Annotated in this window: 18 protein-coding genes and 3 pseudogenes; 5 read left to right on the plus strand and 16 right to left on the minus strand. The window is 71.6% G+C overall.

The window, feature by feature from the left end; all coding sequences use genetic code 11:
* Positions 1–137 precede the first annotated feature (137 nt).
* On the plus strand, positions 138–1,757 hold the full coding sequence (locus ACIGO6_RS24430) for a family 43 glycosylhydrolase (RefSeq protein ID WP_399879456.1): 1,620 nt from the start codon (positions 138–140) through the stop codon (positions 1,755–1,757).
* 53 nt (positions 1,758–1,810) lie between these two features.
* On the opposite strand, the gene ACIGO6_RS24435 is transcribed toward ACIGO6_RS24430, so the two are convergent.
* From ACIGO6_RS24435 to ACIGO6_RS24500, 14 genes and pseudogenes are all read right to left on the minus strand, one after another.
* Positions 1,811–2,461, minus strand: coding sequence for a pirin family protein (locus ACIGO6_RS24435; protein WP_399879511.1), 651 nt, complete (start codon positions 2,459–2,461; stop codon positions 1,811–1,813).
* Positions 2,404–2,568: pseudogene (locus ACIGO6_RS24440) on the minus strand (hypothetical protein); the annotation flags it as partial. The pseudogene ACIGO6_RS24440 and the gene ACIGO6_RS24435, both read right to left, overlap by 58 nt.
* Positions 2,565–2,729, minus strand: a complete 165-nt coding sequence (locus tag ACIGO6_RS24445) for a DUF317 domain-containing protein (RefSeq protein ID WP_399879513.1) — start codon at positions 2,727–2,729, stop codon at positions 2,565–2,567. The pseudogene ACIGO6_RS24440 and the gene ACIGO6_RS24445, both read right to left, overlap by 4 nt.
* A gap of 484 nt (positions 2,730–3,213) precedes the next feature.
* Positions 3,214–3,444, minus strand: a pseudogene (locus tag ACIGO6_RS24450) (tyrosine-type recombinase/integrase); the annotation flags it as partial.
* A gap of 291 nt (positions 3,445–3,735) precedes the next feature.
* Positions 3,736–4,386, minus strand: coding sequence for a CoA transferase subunit B (locus ACIGO6_RS24455; protein ID WP_399879458.1), 651 nt, complete (start codon positions 4,384–4,386; stop codon positions 3,736–3,738).
* A complete protein-coding gene (locus tag ACIGO6_RS24460; protein ID WP_399879459.1) occupies positions 4,383–5,141 on the minus strand; it encodes a CoA transferase subunit A in 759 nt (252 codons plus the stop codon). Before ACIGO6_RS24460 ends, ACIGO6_RS24455 begins: the two co-directional genes overlap by 4 nt.
* 40 nt (positions 5,142–5,181) lie before the next feature.
* Positions 5,182–5,961, minus strand: coding sequence for an SDR family NAD(P)-dependent oxidoreductase (locus ACIGO6_RS24465; RefSeq protein ID WP_399879461.1), 780 nt, complete (start codon positions 5,959–5,961; stop codon positions 5,182–5,184).
* On the minus strand, positions 5,958–6,710 hold the full coding sequence (locus ACIGO6_RS24470) for an SDR family NAD(P)-dependent oxidoreductase (protein WP_399879463.1): 753 nt from the start codon (positions 6,708–6,710) through the stop codon (positions 5,958–5,960). Before ACIGO6_RS24470 ends, ACIGO6_RS24465 begins: the two co-directional genes overlap by 4 nt.
* Positions 6,707–7,678 carry a fumarylacetoacetate hydrolase family protein gene (locus ACIGO6_RS24475; RefSeq protein WP_399879465.1) on the minus strand — a complete coding sequence of 324 codons (972 nt, stop codon included), beginning with the start codon at positions 7,676–7,678 and terminating at the stop codon, positions 6,707–6,709. Before ACIGO6_RS24475 ends, ACIGO6_RS24470 begins: the two co-directional genes overlap by 4 nt.
* Before the next feature lie 85 nt (positions 7,679–7,763).
* On the minus strand, positions 7,764–8,696 hold the full coding sequence (locus ACIGO6_RS24480) for a VOC family protein (RefSeq protein WP_399879467.1): 933 nt from the start codon (positions 8,694–8,696) through the stop codon (positions 7,764–7,766).
* Between the two features lie 13 nt (positions 8,697–8,709).
* Entirely contained in the window at positions 8,710–9,699 is a 990-nt protein-coding gene (locus ACIGO6_RS24485; RefSeq protein ID WP_399879515.1) for an amidohydrolase family protein, read from the minus strand.
* Between the two features lie 5 nt (positions 9,700–9,704).
* Positions 9,705–10,835 carry an FAD-dependent oxidoreductase gene (locus ACIGO6_RS24490; protein ID WP_399879469.1) on the minus strand — a complete coding sequence of 377 codons (1,131 nt, stop codon included), beginning with the start codon at positions 10,833–10,835 and terminating at the stop codon, positions 9,705–9,707.
* A 23-nt stretch (positions 10,836–10,858) separates the two neighbouring features.
* The gene (locus ACIGO6_RS24495; protein ID WP_399879471.1) at positions 10,859–11,821 is read right to left on the minus strand and encodes a cyclase family protein; all 963 of its coding nucleotides are present in this window, start codon (positions 11,819–11,821) and stop codon (positions 10,859–10,861) included.
* On the minus strand, positions 11,818–12,819 hold the full coding sequence (locus tag ACIGO6_RS24500; protein ID WP_399879473.1) for a fumarylacetoacetate hydrolase family protein: 1,002 nt from the start codon (positions 12,817–12,819) through the stop codon (positions 11,818–11,820). Before ACIGO6_RS24500 ends, ACIGO6_RS24495 begins: the two co-directional genes overlap by 4 nt.
* Positions 12,820–12,946: 127 nt before the next feature.
* Between ACIGO6_RS24500 and ACIGO6_RS24505 the strand changes: the two genes are divergently transcribed.
* Positions 12,947–13,864 carry a LysR family transcriptional regulator gene (locus ACIGO6_RS24505; protein ID WP_399879475.1) on the plus strand — a complete coding sequence of 306 codons (918 nt, stop codon included), beginning with the start codon at positions 12,947–12,949 and terminating at the stop codon, positions 13,862–13,864.
* A 187-nt stretch (positions 13,865–14,051) separates the two neighbouring features.
* Here ACIGO6_RS24505 and ACIGO6_RS24510 read toward each other — a convergent pair whose 3' ends face one another.
* On the minus strand, positions 14,052–14,486 hold the full coding sequence (locus tag ACIGO6_RS24510) for a DUF5959 family protein (protein ID WP_399879477.1): 435 nt from the start codon (positions 14,484–14,486) through the stop codon (positions 14,052–14,054).
* Between the two features lie 369 nt (positions 14,487–14,855).
* Between ACIGO6_RS24510 and ACIGO6_RS24515 the strand changes: the two genes are divergently transcribed.
* The 3 genes and pseudogenes from ACIGO6_RS24515 to ACIGO6_RS24525 form a co-directional block, all read left to right on the plus strand.
* Positions 14,856–15,962: a serine hydrolase domain-containing protein gene (locus ACIGO6_RS24515; protein ID WP_399879479.1), complete on the plus strand. Its 1,107-nt coding sequence runs from the start codon at positions 14,856–14,858 to the stop codon at positions 15,960–15,962.
* Between the two features lie 68 nt (positions 15,963–16,030).
* Positions 16,031–17,245, plus strand: coding sequence for an MFS transporter (locus tag ACIGO6_RS24520; RefSeq protein WP_399879481.1), 1,215 nt, complete (start codon positions 16,031–16,033; stop codon positions 17,243–17,245).
* Between the two features lie 162 nt (positions 17,246–17,407).
* Positions 17,408–17,677, plus strand: a pseudogene (locus ACIGO6_RS24525) (TetR family transcriptional regulator); the annotation flags it as partial.
* A gap of 70 nt (positions 17,678–17,747) precedes the next feature.
* Here the strand turns inward: ACIGO6_RS24525 and ACIGO6_RS24530 are convergent.
* On the minus strand, positions 17,748–18,383 hold a 636-nt coding region (locus ACIGO6_RS24530; RefSeq protein ID WP_399879482.1), incomplete at its 5' end, for a YeeE/YedE thiosulfate transporter family protein.

The following is an 18,383-nucleotide window of genomic DNA, read 5'->3' on the forward strand; positions in this document are numbered from 1 at the left end:
GGCAACGAGCCTCGCAGAAACAGTGCCCGGGTGCGCTCAGGATGGAGCATGGTCGGCGCATTGCATGCAACGGCGTTCGACATTACGGTTCATCTCTTTGCGAGTGATCATTGAGGTGCGAGAGGTGTACGCGACGCATGCGACAGCAAGCTGTCCAAATCATCCGGAACCCGGTCCTGCCGGGTTCGCACCCGGACCCGTCCGCGCTGCGCGTGGGTGATGATTTCTATCTGGCGACCTCAACATTCGAATGGCATCCCGGCGTACGATTGCACCACTCCCGTGATCTTGTGCACTGGCGCTCGCTGGGAGGTGTGCTGGACACCAGAAGGCTCCTCGATCTCACCGGATGTCCCGATTCCGGCGGGGTGTGGGCTCCCAACCTCACCTACGCGGACGGCCTGTTTCACCTGGTCTTCAGTAACGTCTCCACCTATGCGGGCGGGTTCACCGACAGTCCCAATTACCTCACCACGGCGCCGAGTGTCCACGGGCCTTGGTCCGATCCCCTGCCGCTGCACGCGCGTGGTTTCGACGCGTCCCTTTTCCACGACGGTCCCGACAGTTGGCTGCTGAACCTGGTTCACGATTGGCGGCCGGGGCATGGCGGTTCGGCCGGCCTGGAGGCGAGACGGTACGACCGGTCCGCGCGCCGCCTGATCGGGGACCCAGTGCGTATTGTGCTGCCGCCACAGGCCGGGTGGATCGAGGGCCCCAACCTCTACCGGAACGGCGGCTGGTACTACCTGATGACCGCGGACGGCGGTACCGGCTACGACCATCAGGTCACCGTCGCTCGGTCCCGTATCCTCACCGGTCCCTACGAACGTGACCCGTACGGGGCCTTGATCACCGCCCGTCAGCACCCGGACCTGCCACTGCAGAAGGCCGGGCACGGCAGCCTGGTGGAAACCGGCGACGGCCAGTGGTACCTGGCCTATCTCGTCGCCCGGCCCGAAGGCCGCCATGGCCCCTGCGTACTAGGCCGCGAGACCGCGCTGGCACCCGTCACATGGTCGCCCGACGCATGGCCGCGTGTCCCGACCGGCCTGCCCGCCCAGGAAGTTGCCGCCCCTGGCCCGGCACCGGACCTTGGAGACGTTGCGAACGCCGAGAGCGACGCCGTCGACGACTTCGACCAGCAGGTGCTAGGGCCGCAGTGGTCCACGCTGCGGCGTCCCGCGACTGCTGACTGGGTCTCTCTCAGCGCGCGCCCGTCTTATCTACGGTTGCACGGCGGGCGCTCCGCGCAGAGCCTGACGGGTCCCAGTCTGGTGGCCCGACGGGTGACGTCCGCCCGAGGTGTGTTTGAGGCGACGATGGAGTATCGGCCCCGGTCCTTCCAACACCTGGCCGGGATCACCGCCTACTACAACACGCGCAACTGGTACTTCCTGCACGTCACCGTGGATGACGACGAGCGCACGGTGCTGCGTGTGGCTGGCTGCGATCGGGGGGTGCTGAGTGCAGATGAGGCCGGTGGCATACCTCTGGGCGAGGCGCGCCGCCTGCGTCTCGGCCTTGATCTGGACGGTCCCGTGCTGACTTTCCGCTACGCCGTCGACGACGGCTGGCGTTCGGTCGGCCCGTCTCTGGATGCCACTGTCCTGTCGGACGAGCATGCCGAGGAGTTCGAGAACGGTCAGATCAGGTCTCTCGGCTTCACCGGCGCGTTCGTCGGCATGTGGGCCTGGGATCTCACCGGGGGCGGCCTGCCCGCCGACTTCGACGAGGCGGCTTGGCACGCTGCCCGGTGACACCGCAACGCGTGTTCATGCTCGACGGGCAGTGCAGGTCTTCGACGGGTGGGTTAGGCGCTCGAGGCCAGGGAGCGGTGAGGGTGCCGTGCATGTGTCCGAATCGGTAGCGGTCCACCGCCTTGGACACGCGGGTCGTTCTCTTCGACGACTTCGTCGTGGACAATGCCGGATCCGGCGACGGTCCAGTGCAGGCCGCCGGGTTCGATGAGGCTGGTGTCTCCGAGGCTGTCGCGGTTGTGCAGGCGGGTGGAGGAGTCGTCGAACATGTAGGTGGCGGCGGAGAACCCGGCGTGGGGTGCAGAGCGAAGACCGGGCCGGTGATGCGGAAGAGATCGAGGTTGAGGAAAGGGTCGAGGTCCACTTCGAAGCGGGAGCCCGGGGCAGTGAAGCGGTCTCCGATGTCGTGGGTGGCGACGTCGATCACTGCGGACAGGACGCGTGGGCTGTGCATGAGTTCTCCTCGTGGTCGGGGACGGCGGGGTGGGTACCGGTCTGAGACCGCAGGGGGTGAGAGTGCCGCTGCCCCCGCCGAGGGGCTCAGTGCCGGCTGGGTGAGGGCGCCGGGGCCGATGAGAGCGATGGCGGCCCAGGCGAGGCCGACGATGACGTGCATCGCGGTGAGGGTGAGGGCGGTGGTGGTGTCTTCGGCCATGGCGAAAGGGGAGAGGGAGGAGAGCAGGGCGACGATCAGGCCGGCCCAGGACAGGCGGCGGGCGAGGACCGGACGGCGCTTGTGGAGCGGGCGGATGACGGCGACGCCGATCAGCAGGGGGATGATCGATGCGGCGGCGATGATGCCGGCGTTCAGGTCGTAGGAATGCCCGTGCGTAGCACCGGCCGGGGGTCGGTGAGTACGGCGGTGAACGCCGCGACCAGATGTGCCGGTATGTGCTCTCCGAACCGGGCCTGCCAGACCAGGGACCAGGTGACGTCGATCACGGTGCCGACCCACCAAGTACCGGTCGTCACATGTCGTTCGACGCACACCGTGTCATCGGCCGAGGCCAGCCGGTGCGGTTGTAGGCCAGCGTCCAGCCCGCGCTGAGGAGCGGCTCCAGCGGGTCGGGAAGGGTGACCGGAGCGATGGGATCAGTCAGAGCGTCGGTGCAGGCCGCGATGACCTCGACCGGTCTGCATCGAAGCTCGCGTACCAGGCGGGGCGGTCCGGCCGGGCGGCGTGCTGGAGGTCCACCACTGGCCCTCGGGCTCGGGCTCCAGCCGAAGAAGTGCCTTCTGGTCGCAGCCGGTCAGGATGACGCGGGGCACGAGCGGGTCGTTGCCGTGGCTCCACCCTCAGGCGCGGTGCAGGGGCACGGTGATCCAGGCGGGATCAGCACCGGCGGCCAGGTGCCGCGGTGCGATGAAGTCGACCTCCACGGTCTCGGGACTGGGCATGGTCACCTCCGCATCGCGTGGGTCCGCCCTGTCGCGAGGGCTGCCCGCGTGGATAGATCTTGAACGTCATGTTGATGTTCTTGTGTCCCATCCATTCCGCGACGTCGGTAATGGGTATCCCCTTGGCCAGGCAGTTCGACGCGAAGAAGTGACGGAGTGAGTAGGTCGTGAGTCTCCGGGTGATGCCTGCCCGCTTCTTGGCGGTGTTCCACTGGTACTCGAGCGTCGTGTGCGCCCAGAACGGGGAACGTTGGGTCCGCAGGAGTGTCTCGCGGACGGTCGAAGGCATAGGCGTTTCGCGGAACTCGCCCAGCTTGCGGTGCTTGAGGGGACCAGGTCCACGAACGGGCTGGCCCGGTTGTCGGCAACTGACCGCACCTGAGCTGCGTCCCGGCCAGTGGGTACAGTTCGGAGCCCCGCTACGGTGCGTGACGCTCAACGGCGCCCACCTGGACCTCGTGGGGCGCGGCCTTCGTTACCCGAGCCGGGCAGGTCGTCCAGGAACTCACCCGGCACCGTGAGCCGCTGCCCGAGGAGCAGCCGACAGCCGCCGACCTGCACAGGCGGGGCGTACCGCCGGTCAGCACGCGGCGGAGACGCTGTCCACTCGTAGGGCTGTGCCGGTGCGGGCGGTGATGTCCTCGACGGTGACGCCGGGGGCGGTTTCGACGAGGGCGAGGCCGCCGGGGGTGATGTCGAGGACGCCGAGGTCGGTGATGATCCGGTGGACGCACCGCTCGCCGGTGAGGGGGAGGGTGCACTCGTCGAGGATCTTGGGAGTGCCGTCCTTGGCGGTGTGTTCCATGAGGACGATGACGCGGCGGGCGCCGTGGACGAGGTCCATGGCGCCGCCCATGCCCTTGACCATCTTGCCGGGGATCATCCAGTTGGCGAGGTCGCCGCGGGCGGAGACCTGCATGGCGCCGAGGACGGCGGTGTCGATGTGGCCGCCGCGGATCATGCCGAAGGAGAGCGCCGAGTCGAAGAACGAGGCGCCCGGCAGCACGGTGACGGTCTCCTTGCCCGCGTTGATCAGGTCGGGATCGACCCGGTCCTCGGTGGGGTAGGGGCCGGTGCCGAGGATGCCGTTCTCGGAGTGGAGGACGACGTGGACGCCGGGCGGGAGGTGGCCGGGGACGAGGGTGGGCAGGCCGATGCCCAGGTTGACGTAGGAGCCGTCGGTGAGCTCGGCGGCGGCGCGGGCGGCCATCTGGTCGCGGGTCCAGCTCATGGGCGTACGGTCCTCTTCTCGATGGGCTTGTCGGCGGCCTGGTCGGCGGTGAGAGCCACGACCCTCTGGACGTAGACGCCTGGGAGGTGGATGTCGCTGGGGCGGAGTTCGCCCGGTTCGACGAGTTCCTCGACTTCGGCGACGGTGACGCGGCCGGCCATGGCGGCGAGGGGGTTGAAGTTGGCGGCGGCGTGCCGGAAGACGAGGTTGCCGTGCCGGTCGCCGCGCCAGGCGCGTACGAGGGCGAAGTCGGTGGTGATGCCGTGCTCCAGGACGTACGGGCGTCCGCCGAACTCCCGGGTCTCCTTGGGCGGGGAGGCGACGGCCACCTCGCCTCCGCCGGGCGCGTACCGCCAGGGCAGACCGCCCTGGGCCACCTGGGTGCCGACGCCCGCCGGGGTGTAGAAGGCGGGGATGCCGGCCCCGCCGGCGCGCAGCCGTTCGGCCAGGGTGCCCTGGGGGGTGAGTTCCACTTCCAGTTCGCCGCTGAGGTACTGGCGGGCGAACTCCTTGTTCTCGCCGACGTAGGAGCCGGTGACGCGGGCGATGCGGCCGGCGGAGAGGAGGACGCCGAGACCGCGGCCGTCCACGCCGCAGTTGTTGGAGACGACCTGGAGACCGGTCGTGCCGCGCGCGTGCACGGCGTCGATGAGGGCGGCGGGGACGCCGGAGAGGCCGAAGCCGCCGACGGCGAGCGAAGCGCCGTCGGGGATGTCGGCCACGGCCTCGGCGGCGCTGCCGCGGACCTTGTTCACGTGCTGGGTTCCTTCCGGGAGGCGTTCGGGTCGTAGGGCTTCAGGCGGGGGCGCCGGGCAGCACGGCGGACCATCCGCCGTCGACGACGAGGTTGGCCCCGGTGATGTACGCGGCCTCGTCGGAGGTCAGGAAGACGGCCGCGTTCACGACGTCGTCCGCCGAGCCCACCCGGCCCAGCGGCACGTGGCGGGCGATGCCGTGCATCGGGTGATCGTCGGCGAGGAGGTTGGCGCGCGAGCCGTCGGTGTCGATCATTCCGGGGCTGACACAGTTGGCCCGGACGCCGTGCGGGGCGCCTTCCGCGGCGAGCTGCCGGGTCAGCGCGATCACCGCGCCCTTGGAGGCGGAGTGCGCGGTGCGCGGGTTGGTGAGGGATCCGGTCAGGCCGGCGGTCGAACCGACCGTCAGCACGCAGCCGCGGCTGCGGACCAGGTGCGGCCAGGCCGCCCGGACCGTCAGCCACACCGAGTCCAGCTCGGCGCGCACGGTGAACGCGAAGTCCTCGTGGGACTGCGAGCCGATCGCCCCGAAGCGGACGGCGCCGGCGTTGGCGTAGACGATGTCGACGCCGCCGAACGCGTTCACGGCCTCCTCGGTCCAGGACCGCACGGAGTCCTCGTCGGTGACGTCCAGCAGGCCCGGCGTGAGGATCGTGCCGCCCTCGCGGGCGACCAGCCGCTGGGTCTCCAGGGCCTCCTCGTGGAGCAGGTCGCCGCCGACCACCAGCGCGCCCTCGGCGGCGAAGCGCAGGGCCGCCGCCCGTCCCTGGCCCCGGGCGGTGCCGGAGATCAGGGCCACCTTGCCGTCGAGCCGTTTCACGACGCACCCTCGCGCAGGGCGTCGGAGACCGACTTGACGCCGCCGTGCGCGGTCAGGCCACCGTCCACGGGGATCTCCGCGCCGGTGATGAACGACGACTCGTCCGACAGGAGGAACACGACCAGGGGCGCCACCTCGTCGACGGTGCCGGTGCGGCCGAGGGGGGTCTCGCGGAGGTTGGCCTCGCGGAACGCGGGGGCGGCGGAGGCCGTCATCCCGGTGTCGATGTAGCCGGGGTGCACGGTGTTGACGCGGATGCCGCGCGGCCCGAGTTCGAGCGCGGCGGTCTTGGACAGGCCCCGCAGCCCCCACTTGCTCGCGGTGTAGGCGACCGGGTAGTGGGCGGTGAGCGCGGCCGAGGAACCGACGTTGACGATCGAGGAGCCCGGCGGCATCAACGGGCTCAGGTGCTGGATGCCGAGCAGCGGACCGGTCACGTTGACCGAGTGCACCCGCTCGAAGTCCTCGGCCCGCACGTCACCGACCCGGGCCCGCCAGGTGACACCCGCGTTGTTCACCAGGCCGTGCACCTGCCCGTACGCCTCCCGCAGCTCGGTGGCCAGTTCCGCCCACTCCTCGTCGCTGCTGACGTCGAGGCGGCGGCACCCTGCTTCGGGGGTCACGTCGGTGGCGATGACGCGGGCGCCCTCGCGGGTGAGCGCGTCGGCCTCGGCGGCACCCTGGCCCCGGGCGGCGCCCGTGACGACGATGACCTTGCCGAGCAGCCGCTTGGGGTGAAGGTCGCTCACGGCCGCTCCCGGGACCGGCGCCGGCCGGTCGGCAGGGGTATGGGGTCCCGGCCGGGGACGACGGTGTTCGTGAGGGTGCCGATGCCCTCCACCGTGAGGGAGACGGTGTCGCCGGGCTTCAGTGGTGGTGGTGTCCGTTCGCCGCGTCGGCCCCACAGTTCGGCGAGGCAGCCGCCGTTGCCGCAGGTGCCCGATCCGAGGACGTCACCCGGTACGACGCGGGTGCCGCGGGAGGCGTAGGCGGTCATCTCCTCGAAGGTCCAGCTCATGTTGGACAGCAGGTCCTCGCCGACCTTCTCGCCGTTGATCTCGGCGGTCAGGGCCAGGCGCAGGAACCCGTCGGCGTCCCGGTACGGCTCCAGCTCGTCGGCGGTGACCAGGTACGGGCCGAGAGTGGTGGCGGTGTCCTTGCCCTTGCAGGGGCCGAGGCCGACCTTCATCTCCGCGCCCTGGAGGTCGCGCGCGGACCAGTCGTTGAACACGGTGTAGCCGACGATGTGGTCGCGGGCCCGCTCCGGGGTGAGGTCGCGGCCCTCGCGGCCGATGACGGCGCCCACCTCCAGCTCGAAGTCGAGCACGGCCGAGCCGGGCGGCACCGGGATGTCGTCCCGGTGGCCGTAGACCGCGTGCGGGTTGGTGAAGTAGAAGGTCGGGGCCGCGTACCACTGCTCGGGGACCCCGGCGACGCCGTCGACGGAGCGGCGTACACCTTCGACGTGCTCCTCGAAGGTGACGAAGTCCCGTACCGACGCGGGCCGCAGCGGGGGCAGCAGCCGTACCTCGGAGACGTGGGGGCCGGGCGGGACGTCCAGGGCGGCCCGGCCGGCGGCGAGCAGTCCGGGCAGGCCGTCCGCCTCCGTGAGCAGGTCGGTGAGTGAGGTGACGCCGGGCAGCGGGTAGAGGGTGCCGTCGTCCTCCACGACGGCCACTCGGTGGCGGTGGCGGTGTTCGTAGGTGGCGAAACGCATGGTGCGGCTCCTGGGTAGGGCGGTCAGTCGAGGGGGATGTCAGGGCAGGGTCGTACTGCCGCGTCCCCGGAGTCGGCAGGACGGCTCAGACCGGCGGGGCGACGAAGACGCCGCGGTCCGGGTCGTTGAAGGACTCCTTCGCGACCAGTTCGTTCATGGGGTTGGCGGTGCCCCACTGGTCGGTGACCTCGGGCTGGGAGAAGTCGTAGACGTGGGGGTGCCAGGTGTCCTCGTCCAGGCACTCCAGCTCGGTGGTGTACTCGACGGTGTTGCCGTGCGGGTCGAGGAAGTAGGTGAACGTGTTGTCGCCCGCCATGTGCCGCCCCGGGCCCCAGATCTTCTTGAAGCCCGCCCGGATGACCCGGCCGGAGCCGCGCATGTACTCGTCGATGCCGCGCATCTCGAAGGAGATGTGGTGCAGGGCGGTGTGCGGCCCCTGGGCAATGGCCATGGAGTGGTGCTGGCTGCTGATCCGCATGAAGTGCATGACCTCGCCCATGTGCGGCGAGCTGAGCGTGTCCGACAGCGCGAAGCCGAGGTGACGCTCGTACCACGCGCGGGTGCGGTTCAGGTCGGGGGAGTTGAGGACGACGTGGGAGAGCTTGACCGGGATGGACTCCTTCTCCTCGATCCGGCGGTGCCGGCGGACCTCGACGTCGGCCGAGACCTCGATGGTGCGGCCGTCGACGTCGAAGAAGCGGAAGCCGTACCCGCCGCCCGGGGTGTCGACCTGGCCCGGCTGAGAGATCAACTGCACGCCACCCGCGAGGAGTTGCTCGGCGAGGGTGTCGACGTCGGCGGCCGAGGCGGCACCGTAGGAGACCAGGTCGAGCCGCTTCTCGTCGGCCTTGCGCAGCCGCACGACGTACTGCTCCGGGGAGCCCTCGGCGGCGAGGAAGGAGATGCCGGAGTCCTCGGCGACCTTGGTCAGGCCCCAGACGCCGGAGTAGAAGTCGAGCTGCTTGTCGTAGTCCGGCACGGCGAGGTCGACGTGCCGCAGATGGGTGAGCAGACGCATGAGGAGGTCCTTCCTACAGGAGGGCGGCGGCGTTGCCGCCCCGGACGGCGTGGAAGTCGGCATCGGACAGGCGCGCGGCGCGCAGGGCGGCGAGCGGGTCCTCGGTGCCCATGTCGAAGGGGAAGTCCGAGCCGAGCAGGACACGGTCAGGGCCGGCCACCCGGACCAGCTCCCGCAGGACGTGCGGGTCGTGCACCAGGGAGTCGAAGTACAGCCGCTTGAGGTAGCTGCTGGGCAGGTGCGCGCAGCCGGCGCCCGCGTCGGAGCGGGCCGACCAGGCGTGGTCGGAGCGACCGATGTGGGTGGGCAGGTAACCGCCGCCGTGCGCGGCGATCAGCTTCAGCCCGGGGTGCCGGTCGAGGACCCCGGAGAAGATCAGGTGGGAGAGGGCGACGGCGTTCTCGGTGGGCTGGCCGACCGTGTTGGACAGGTACCACTGGTCGAGGCGCTCGTCGAGCGTGCACCCGAAGGGGTGCAGGAAGAGCAGGGCGCCGGTCTCCTCGGCGCGGGACCAGAAGGGTCCGTAGGCCGGGTCGGAGAGTTCGCGTCCGGGGGCGTGGCTGGAGATCTCCACGCCGGCCAGGCCCTGTTCGAGGGCGTGGTCGAGGGCGTGCACCATGTGGTCCGGGTGCTGGAGCGGCACGAGGCCGAGCCCGCGCAGCCGGTCGGGCGCCTGTGCGCAGTGCGCGGCCGTCGCCTCGTTGGCGAGCCGGTACAGCTTCTCGGCCGTGTCCTCGTCGGCCCAGTAGTGGTAGTGCGAGGGGGAGGGGCTGACCAGTTGCACGTCCACGCCCTGGGTGTCCATCGCGGCCAGGCGCAGGGCGACATCGGTCATCCGGGGGACGCGTTCGCGGACCATGGGCCCGTTGACCGCGAGCGCGGCGGGCCCGTTGCGCCGGGCGTCCAACTCCTTGGCCTCGGCGTGGCCGGGCAGGCGGGCCACGAGTGCTTCGACCTCGGGCAGCAGGACGTGGGCGTGCACGTCCACGGTGGGCGTGTTCAAGGCGGTCACGGCAGGTCCCTCAGCATGGTCATGATGCGGCCCATCAGGCCCGGCACGTCGGCGTCGCGCACCCCGTCGAGCTGCCACTGCCCGATCTGCACGGACGCCTCCACGACCGGGCGGACGCGGGCGATCCGCCGCTCGTAGTACGCCTGGAACAGCGTGTCGTCCCAGTCGTCGGTCCCGGTCAGCATCTGGGCGAGCACCCAGGCGTCCTCGAGGGACAGCGCGGCGCCCTGGGCGAGGGTGGGCGGGCAGCAGTGGGCGGCGTCGCCGACGAGGACGACCCGGCCGCGGTGCCAGGAACCCTCGACGAGCATCCGGTCGAACCAGGTGTAGTTGACCTTCGCCGGGTCGGTGATCTGCTCGGTGATCTGCGGCCAGTGACCGCCGTAGTGGCGGGTGAGGCGGCGCATCTCCTCGGCGTACGACTCGGACGGTATGGAGGCGCGGTCGCGGTTGGCCTCGACGACGTAGGCGTAGAGGGTGGTCTCGCTGGTGGGGCAGTAGCCGGCGATGTAGGCGGGACCGCCGTAGGCGAGGTCGGTACGGGTGACGCCGGCCGGGCGCGGGGCGGCGATGCGCCAGATGGCCATGCCGGTGGGCTCGGGCTTGTCCGTGATGCCGATCGCGGCACGGGTGGCGGAGCCGAGGCCGTCGGCGGCGATCACCAGGTCGTAGCGTGCCTCGGTCCCGTCGCTGAAGCGTACGGAGACACCGTCCGCGTCCTGGTCCAGGACCTCGGCCGTGGTGCCCAGCCGGACCGACGCGCCACTGGCGCGCACGGCCTCGATGAGGATCTGCTGGAGCCGGGGGCGCTGCATGCCGACGGTGGCGGGCAGGTCGTCGCCGCCGGTGCGCAGGTCGTCCTGGGCGTGCAGGACGGTGCCGTCGGGGGCGGTGATGCCGACCGAGCCGAAGCCGAAGCCGGAGGCCTCCACCTGCTCCCAGACACCGAGTTCGCGCAGGACGCGCAGGGCGTTGCCCTGGAGGGTGATGCCGGAGCCGGCGGTGGCGTTCCAGTCGTCCTTGGCCTCGATCAGGTCCACGGTGAGGCCGGCGCGGCGCAGCAGGATCGTGACGGCGTTGCCGGCCGCGCCGCCACCGACGACGAGGACCGTGCGGGGTGGGGTCATGAAGAACTCCTTCGTTCCTCGGGCTACTTGACGGCGATCGGGTTGACGGGGGAGCCGACCGCTCCGGTGATGGGCAGGGGCGCGGCGGTGAGCCAGAAGTCGTACACGCCGTCGGCCGCGCAGTCCTCGGCGAGGGCGTCCAGGTCCCACATCTCGCCGATCAGCAGGCCGATGTGCGGGATGGCGACCTGGTGCAGCGGCTGGAAGGCGTGCTCGAACTCGTTCGGGCGGACCTCGAAGCCCCAGGTGTCGGTGGCGATCGCGGCGATCTCGGTGTCGTGCAGCCAGGCGGCCGTGGTGAACGACAGGCCGGGGGCGGGTCCTCCGGCGTAGTCGCCCCAGCCGTCGCGGCGTACCCGGGCGAGCTGTCCCGTACGCACCAGCACGAGGTCCCCGCGGCCGACCGTCACGTCCTGGGCTTCGGCGGTCGCCGTCAGGTGCTCCTGAGTGATGGCGAAGCCGTCCGGCAGCTCACCGTCCTCGCCGACGACCCGGCCGACGTCCAGGAGCACCCCGCGTCCGGCGACGTGCGGGGCCATGTGCTCGATGCCGGTGACCAGGTCGCCGTCGGAGGTGACGACCTTCTCGGCCGGGCGTCCGTTCCACGCCCTGCCGTGGTCGAAGATGTGGCCGAGCCCGTCCCACTGCGTGGAGCACTGCAACGGCATCGCGATCACGTCGTCGGCGCCGCCGATGCCGTGCGGGAAGCCCTGGTTGCCCAGTGCGGCGTCGGTGCCGGTGTCGAGCATGGTGTGCACCGGGTTGGTGCGCCGCCGCCAGCCCTTCTGCGGGCCGTCCATGTCGAAGCGCTGGGAGAGGGAGAAGCTGACGCCCCGCCGGACCAGTGCGGCGCCCTCGCGGCGCTTGGCGTCGTCGAGGAAGTTGAGCGTGCCGAGTACGTCGTCCTCGCCCCAGCGGTTCCAGTTGGAGCACGCCTTCGCGGCCCGGGCGATCGAGCCCTCGGGGTCGGTGCGGTCCAGGGTCATCGGGCCACCTCCGCCACGCACCGGGTGCGCTGGGCACCGAGCCCGGTGATGGAGCCGTCCATGACGTCGCCGTCGCGCAGCAGCCGGCCCCAGTGCATGCCGTTGCCGGCCGGAGAGCCGGTGAGCACCAGGTCACCGGGGAGGAGCCGGGCGGTCTGCGAGGCGTAGGACACCATCCGCGCCACGCTGAAGATCATGTCCTTGGTCGACTCGTCCTGCATGGTCTCGCCGTTGAGCTTCAGCGTCAGACGCAGGTCGTCCGCGTCCGCGATCGAGGCGGTGGGCACGATCCACGGGCCCAGCGGCGTGAAGCCCGGGGCGTTCTTGCTACGCAGCCAGTCGGTGCCGATCTGCGGCATGTCCCGGCGGAAGACGGTGGCGCGGTCGGTCAGGTCGTTGGCGATGGTGTAGCCGGCGACGTGGTCCAGGGCCTCCTCGACGGACACCCGGTGGGCCGGGCGGCCGATCACCGCGGCCAGTTCCAGTTCCCAGTCGGGCTTCTCGGCCCAGGCCGGCAGCACGACGTCGTCGTAGGGGCCGGTGATCGCGCTCGGCAGGCCGATGAACACGTACGGCAGGTCCTCGGCCGCCCGCCGGTCCATGATCTCGGCGGCTTCCGCGCGCCGCTCCTCCTCCGGCCGGTCGTCGCCCGGGGCCCGGTGGGCGACGTGCAGATCGATGACGTGCTGCCGGTAGTTGGCCCCCGACTGGAACACCTGGCGCGGCTCCACGGGCGCGTGCACCCGGAACTTGGCCAACGCCCCGCGTACGGGGCCGTCGGCGCCGGCCAGTGCGGTCAGCCGCGGCAGCACCGCGTCCCAGTCGTCCAGGACGCCCCGCATGGTGAGTGCGGCGTCGCCCAGGGCGGACCGCAGGTCGATCACCTGGGCGTCGGGTGTGACGAGGGCGGGGAAGAGCGGCTCCTCGGGGGCGGAAAGGGTGGCCAGGGCGAAGGGTCCGGCGAAGAGGGCGGACGCGGCTTCAGGTTTCACGGACATGTCCTCCTGATTGCGATGGCACTAATCTGGACCCGCCACCTGCGATCACGGAAATAGATTCTGTGGATGACTGTCATCCACCCACCGAATTTCCGCAGGTCGTCGCCGGACAGCTAGGGAAATCGCCGTGAATCTCAGTCGCCTGGACCTCAACCTCGTCGTCGCCCTGCGCGCCCTGCTGGAGGAGCGCAACGTGACCCGTGCCGGCCGGCGGGTCGGTCTCAGCCAGCCGGCGATGAGCGCGGCGCTCTCCCGTCTGCGCCGGCACTTCGACGACGACCTGCTGGCCCGGGTCGGCGGCCACTACGAACTCACCGCCCTCGGGCAGGTCCTCCTCGACCGCGCGTCCACCGCGTACGACCTGCTGGAACGCCTGTTCGCCAGCCAGGCGGACTTCGACCCGGCCAAGGAGAGCCGTGAGTTCAAGCTGGTGGCGTCCGACTACGCGGTCGCCGTCTTCGGCGCCGAACTCGCCCGGGTCGTGCACCAGGAGGCCCCCGGCATCCGACTGCGCTTCGCCCAGACCCCGAACACCGTGGTGGATGCCACGGACACCCTGCTGAGCACCACCGACGGTCTGCTCATGCCGCACGGTGTGATCAGCGACTTCCCCGCCACCGACCTCTACGAGGACCGTTGGGTCTTCCTCGTCGCCGAGGACCACCCGAGCATCGACGACCGGCTGACCCGGGAGGACCTGGCCCGACTGCCCTGGGTCACCTACCAGCGCACCTACGACGCCCCGGCCGTCCGCCAGCTGGGCATGCTGGGCATCGAGCCCCGCGTCGAGGTCTCCGTCGACAGCTTCCAGATCATGCCGCTGCTGGTCAGCGGAACCCGGCGCATCGCCCTGATCCAGGCCCGCCTGGCCCGGCTCCTCGCGCCGCTCGCCGCCGTACGCGTGGTGGAGCCGCCCTACGAGGCGGTGCCCCTGCGGGAGGCGTTGTGGTGGCACCCGGTGCACACGCACGACGCGGCCCACATCTGGCTGCGGGAGACGGCCGCCCGGGTCGGCAGGCGGATGGCCGACGAGCCGGGGAGATGAGCGGGGCCCACCGCGCGTCAACAGAGGTCGCAGCCCTCTCGCAGAGGGGACGGCTGTGTGCAGCGACGCCGGGCGGTGCACTCCCGTTCCACCTCAACGGGGATGGAGGCTCCCATGTTCTTGGCCATGCGAAGGAGTGGGGGGCGCTGACCTGCCGCTCCGATACCGGGCTTCCCCCTGAAGCTCCTCAGTCGGTCGGGATCAGATGCGCCCATACGCTGCCGAGCCTCTCGAGCAGGGCACGCTGCTCGTCGATCCAGCCGCGGTCCACTTCGAGGGAGAGGGCCAGCCTGGTGGTCTGCTGGTCTGCGATGGTGACCGTGATCCCGTCGTGGTCGTCCTCCCGCCAGTTCAGGCGGATGCCGATCTCGGCGACTCGCGCAGCCTCACGCCAGACGGCGTCGCGCCCCGCGGCGACCTCGTCCAATACGTGGGCCCAGCCGGCCAGGTCTCCTGGATCTACGTAGGTGTCGAGGACGCCGGCCACGAAATCGTTGTGGACCAGGAGTTGCCCCTTCACGTCCGGGATGCCCGGGGCATGGGAGTCGTTCAACTCGACCACGACACTGCCGCTGTACTTACCGGTGATCCGCAGCAGTGCGAACCGTTCGGGCTCCTTCATGTCCCACCCCTGGGGATTCCGTCCAGTGCTGATGCTGCGCACTCTAGAGGGCACCACTGACGATGCCTGCCGCGCCCACCGTCTCAACGGGGTGACTCAAGACCTGTCTTCTTGGCCCGGCGCGAGGACCGGAAGCCTGGAGCGGCTCAGCCGCAACGAGAGGAACGAGCTCATCTCCCGAGGAGTTCGCGGCCGCTCGTCGCCGACCCGCTCGGCCGAGACCACCGGCGCGGGCGCCCAGGGGTGTTGGTGACACCCCCGGGCCGGGGGCCAGTCCCAATGATCTCCGTTGCGGGTCCTGGGAAGGTCTCGGTGAACGGACACCGTCCGCCCGCCGCCGTCGGGCGGCCACGAACACGGAGGAGCCCCATGCGCCGCAAGCACCTCACAGCTGCAGTCCTGCTCGCCGCCGCACTCACCGGTGCCCTCGCGCCCGCGGCGGCGGCCCACCCGGCCCGCCCCGACGCCGTGCAGCGTCAGCTGGACCTGCTCACCACACGCGACGGCGTACCCGGCGCGCTCGCCTACGACGGCAGGACGACCCGCACCTCCGGCGTCGCCGACCTGGACTCGGGCCGGCCGATGACCGACGAGCGGGGCCGGTTCCGGCTCGCCAGCGACACCAAGGCGTTCACCGCGACCGCGGTGATGCGACTGGTGGCGGACGGGCGCCTGGGCCTCGGCGACCGCGCGGGCTCCCACGTGCCCCAACTGGCCGACAGCCCCATCACCGTACGGCAGTTGCTGAAGCAGACCAGCGGGCTGCCGGAGTACTCGGCGCTGGTGGACTGGACCCGGCCGGGGACGCCCGAGGAGTACCTGGCCCTTGCGCTCGACGCGGAGCCCGTCTTCGAGCCCGGCACCGACTGGGGCTACTCCAACACCAACTACCTGGTCCTCGGCATGGTGATCGACGAGGTCTCCGGGGTCGGCTTCCGCACCTACGTCGAGCGCACGATCCTGCGCCCGCTGCACCTGGACGACACCTACTGGCCCGCGCCCGGCGAGCTGGACCTGCGCGGCCCGCACGCCCGGAACTACGGCGTGCACCCCGCGCACCCGCAGGACGGGAGGGTGGACGTGACCGAGCTGCCGGGCTACGAGTTCGGCGCGTCCGGGGGCCTCGTGTCCACCCCCGTCGACCTGAACGCCTTCTGGGACGGTCTGTTCGGCGGCCGGCTGCTGCCCGGCTGGGCGGTGCGCCTGATGACGCGGGACACCACCGACATCGGCGGCCGCGACGTCTACCCGGCGGGCAGCCGCTACGGGTACGGCGTCGCCTCGATCCCGCTCAATTGCGGCGGCGTCTACTGGGGCCACGGCGGGGACCTGCCCGGCGGTTCGGTGGGCGGCGGCCGGGCCACGGGCGGCCGGGGCACCGTGACCGTCTACACCACGACCTGGGCGGCCGAGGGCGAGGGCCTGCGTCATCTCCAGGGCGCCGTGGACGCGGCCCTGTGCGCCAAGGGCCACTGACACGCACCCTCCAGTCGTGGACCGCCGGGAGTGTACGTTCGTACGTTCCGGCGGGTAGGCTCCCGCGCATGACTGTTGACGTACTGCGCCGGCCCAGCCTGGCCGATCGCCGGGCCCGCATGGCCGTCGCTGTGCTGTTTTTCACCAACGGGGCACTGTTCGCCAACCTGTTGCCGAGGTATCCCCAGATCAAGGCGGACCTCGGCATCGGGAACGCCGCCTACGGACTGGCCGTGGCAGCCTTCCCCGCGGGCGCCATCACGGCCGGGCTCGCGGCCGGGGTCCTGGTGCGCCGGTTCGGCTCGGCACGGGTGGCGGTCGGCGGCACGCTGCTGACCGGGGTGGGCATCCTCGCCGCCGGACTCGCGGACTCGGTCGTGGTGTTCGCGGGGGCGCTGTTCCTGGCCGGGGCGATGGACGCGTTCACCGACGTCGCGCAGAACGCCCACGGTCTGCGGGTGCAGCGCCGTTATGGACGGTCCATCATCAACTCCTTCCACGCCATCTGGTCCGTCGGCGCCGTCACCGGTGGCTCCATGGCCGCCGCCGCGATAGCGCTCGGCCTCCCGCGGGGGCCGCACCTGCTGTTCTCCGCCGCGGTGTTCGCGGTCGCGGCCTGCGTCGCCCTGCGGTACTGCCTGCCGGGTCCCGAGACCGACGCCGAACCGGCCGGGGAGACCGACGCCGGGGACCGCGCGCCGGTGCCGGCCCGGTCCCCGGCGGCGGGGGTGCGCACCGGCTGGGTGCTGGCCGCGCTCGTACTCATCGCCACGGCCGGCACCCTCGTCGAGGACGCGGGCATGTCCTGGGCCACCCTCTACCTCTCCGACTCGCTGCACGCCACCGCGGCACTGGCCGCGTCCGGGTATGTCGCCCTGGTCGGCGCGCAGTTCGTCGGCCGGATCGTCGGGGACCGGCTCGTGGACCGCTTCGGCCAGCGCACGGTGGCCCGTTCCGGCGCGCTGATCGCAGCGGTCGGCATGGGCATGGCCCTGGCCGTGCCGACGGTGCCCGGCACGGTCCTCGGTTTCGCCGCGGCCGGGTTCGGGGTGGCGACGCTGGTGCCGGCGGCCATGCACGAGGCCGACGAACTGCCGGGCCTCAAGCCCGGGTCGGGGCTGACGCTCGTTTCCTGGCTGATGCGGCTGGGCTTCCTGCTCTCCCCGCCGGTCGTGGGCCTGGTCGCCGACGCGACCAGTCTGCGGGTGGGACTGCTGGTGGTGCCGCTCGCGGGGCTTCTCGTCCTGGTGTGCGGCGGAGTGCTCCAGCCCCGGCGACACTGAGCCGGGCCGGCGGGCGACCTCTGCATCGCCGACGATCCGGAGACCGCCCGCAGACAGCAGGAGGCCGTGCGGCCGGCCGCACGCGCTCCCGCCGCCGGGGATCCGTGTGTCCGGTTGCCATGGGAGCAGACTCGCACGTTCCGCACCGGCCGGGCGGATGTGGACCTGGTGCTCACCCAGGAGCTGTACAGGCTCGCCGCGCGCCGGCCCGCATGCCGGGAGCTCACCCACGCGTGGATGCACTGCAGCCGCGTCCACCTGGAGAAGCACTTCGACCCGGACACGGCCCGTCGGCTCGACGCCCTCATCGAGGGCCTGGCCCTGCACCGAGCCCTGGCCCGCGAGCCGCACGGCCGGGCCCTCACCCGGGAGGCCGTCGCCCGGGTCACCACCACGGACCGGTCCGCACCGCAGGGAAGCGACATCCCGTAGGCACCCCGTAGCGGCCCCGCAGCGGCCCGTGCGGCACAGGCCTGACCCCTGCGCCGCACGGGCATCCCCGTCAGCAGACGCCGTCGCCCGGCTTGGGGTTGCCCAGGCCGAACAGGGGGCGCAGCTTGAGGCCCACCCAGGTGCCGGCCAGTGCGAAGGCGCCCCACAGCCAGCCGCTGAGGCTGCCCGAGGCGATGCCCGCGAGGTAGGCCCCGATGTTGCAGCCGCCGGCCAGGCGGGCGCCGATGCCCATCAGCACACCGCCGAGCACCGCCGCTACGGCGGTACGCCAGGGGATGCCCCGGTGCAGCGCCCAGGTGCCCCCGAGCGAGGCGGCGACGGCCGCGCCGATCATGATGCCGATGTCGGTGAGGCTGGTCTTGTCGGCGAGCACGGGACCCGCCAGCATCTCGGCGTTGCCGGGCCGCTGCCACCAGGTCCAGTTCTCCGGGTGACCGCCGAGCGCGCCCACCAGCTCGGAGCCCCACAGGCTGAAGGCGCTGGTGACACCCCAGGCGCCGCCGGAGACCAGCAGGACGCCCGCGCCGAGCAGGGCCAGCGCGAGGGCGCCGACGGCCAGGGGCCAGGAGCCGCGGAGGGCACGGGCGGCGGCCCGGCGCGCCGAGGGGACGACGCCCAGCGGCGGCGGGTTGCGGCGGGCCTGGACGCGCCGGCTCACCAGCACCACGAGGAGCAGCGCGGCGAC

Origin of the sequence: Streptomyces sp. NPDC053750, assembly GCF_044544295.1 — a bacterium.
Lineage (GTDB): Bacteria > Actinomycetota > Actinomycetes > Streptomycetales > Streptomycetaceae > Streptomyces.

What these genes read in the sequence shown, in the direction of transcription:
- ACIGO6_RS24510 (WP_399879477.1), bottom strand. Translation starts at nt 14,486, where the DNA reads ATGAAGGAGCCCGAACGGTTCGCACTGCTGCGGATCACCGGTAAGTAC.
- ACIGO6_RS24430 (WP_399879456.1), top strand. Translation starts at nt 138, where the DNA reads ATGCGACAGCAAGCTGTCCAAATCATCCGGAACCCGGTCCTGCCGGGT.
- ACIGO6_RS24515 (WP_399879479.1), top strand. Translation starts at nt 14,856, where the DNA reads ATGCGCCGCAAGCACCTCACAGCTGCAGTCCTGCTCGCCGCCGCACTC.
- ACIGO6_RS24500 (WP_399879473.1), bottom strand. Translation starts at nt 12,819, where the DNA reads ATGTCCGTGAAACCTGAAGCCGCGTCCGCCCTCTTCGCCGGACCCTTC.
- ACIGO6_RS24455 (WP_399879458.1), bottom strand. Translation starts at nt 4,386, where the DNA reads ATGAGCTGGACCCGCGACCAGATGGCCGCCCGCGCCGCCGCCGAGCTC.
- ACIGO6_RS24495 (WP_399879471.1), bottom strand. Translation starts at nt 11,821, where the DNA reads ATGACCCTGGACCGCACCGACCCCGAGGGCTCGATCGCCCGGGCCGCG.
- ACIGO6_RS24475 (WP_399879465.1), bottom strand. Translation starts at nt 7,678, where the DNA reads ATGCGTTTCGCCACCTACGAACACCGCCACCGCCACCGAGTGGCCGTC.
- ACIGO6_RS24480 (WP_399879467.1), bottom strand. Translation starts at nt 8,696, where the DNA reads ATGCGTCTGCTCACCCATCTGCGGCACGTCGACCTCGCCGTGCCGGAC.
- ACIGO6_RS24520 (WP_399879481.1), top strand. Translation starts at nt 16,031, where the DNA reads ATGACTGTTGACGTACTGCGCCGGCCCAGCCTGGCCGATCGCCGGGCC.
- ACIGO6_RS24490 (WP_399879469.1), bottom strand. Translation starts at nt 10,835, where the DNA reads ATGACCCCACCCCGCACGGTCCTCGTCGTCGGTGGCGGCGCGGCCGGC.